The organism is Rhodoferax sp. RT5P35 (assembly GCF_056521385.1).
On record NZ_JBWMAX010000226.1, the window covers coordinates 1 to 1,201 of the forward strand.

Sequence of the window (1,201 nt, forward strand, 5' to 3'; positions counted from 1 at the left end):
CTGCGTGCCGCAAGAATGTACCGAACGTGACCTGATCGCCGCGGCAGACAAAGCGCTGTACGCAGCCAAAGGTGCAGGCCGCGCGCAGGTATGGGCTTTGAGGGCCAACCATCTCTATTCGCAAGAGCCGCATTTGCTCTGCGCGTCCCGCAATCGCGGTGATACGGACTTGTTGCCATGAAGCCGTCTTTCAGTTCGGTCTGGCCGAGGTATGGCGTGGCGCTACAAAAACCGCTATTGCGTGCAGCGATGGTATTTGCGGCGGGGCTTCTGCTCTCCATGTGTGCTGCTGTTTGGCAGCACGCTGAAAACGTCAAGCTTGTTGACCAACGTTTTGCAGCGCTGGTGCAAGACACCGTCGGTGAGTTGCAGCACCGTCTGGGCTTATACGAATATGGCTTGCGAGGTGTGCGGGGTGCCACGCTGAGCGCCGGGTTTGACCAGTTGGACCGGCGAGATTTTCGGCATTACGCTCAAGGCCGCAGTATCGAGAAGGAGTTTCCCGGTGCGCGCGGCTTTGGCGTAATACGCCGCGTACCGCAGGAGCAAGAGGCAGCCTTTGTGGCCGCTTCTCAGGCAGATGGTTGGCCCAACTTTGCGGTGCGGCAGCTGCAGCCGCACGACGGCGAACGTTATGTAATCCACTATATTGAGCCAGTATCCGAAAATAGTCCGTCGGTGGGCCTTGACATAGCGTCTGAAGAAAGTCGCAAGTCCGCCGCAGATCAAGCCATGCGCACCGGTTTGCCTACCCTCACTGGACCCATTGCCCTGGTGCAGACCGAAGGGAAGTCGAGAACATCTTTTCTGTTGCTATTGCCGATTTACCGCCCCGACTCTGTTCTCAGCACCGAGAAGGAGCGTATGGAGGCAACCCAGGGGTGGTCGTATGCGCCTTTGGCGATAGACGAGGTACTTGCGAGGGCAGATTTGCACCGCGACAAATTGATGTTGGAACTCAAAGACGTGGCTGGAGCAGACACGCATACTTTTTACAGCCAGTCCACAGATCTACCTGTTGCGCAAGGGATGCAGCAGAGCGTTCGCATCCCCCTCTTTGGCCGCACCTGGGAGCTAAATCTGCAACCTACCCAGCTGTTTGTGCAGCAGTTGAACGTCGTTGGCCCCGGTGCGGTAGCGATCGTGGGCGCATTCATCAGCCTGCTTTTGGCAATCATGGAGTATGTGCGACAGCAAATGG

General features: G+C 57.5%; 2 protein-coding genes. Both read left to right on the forward strand.

Annotation, left to right across the window (positions count from 1 at the left end; all coding sequences use genetic code 11):
* A partial coding sequence (locus AC097L_RS25195; protein WP_479589442.1) for a hypothetical protein occupies positions 1–181 on the forward strand: 181 nt, incomplete at its 5' end.
* A partial coding sequence (locus AC097L_RS25200; protein WP_479589443.1) for a CHASE domain-containing protein occupies positions 178–1,201 on the forward strand: 1,024 nt, incomplete at its 3' end. The genes AC097L_RS25195 and AC097L_RS25200, both read left to right, overlap by 4 nt.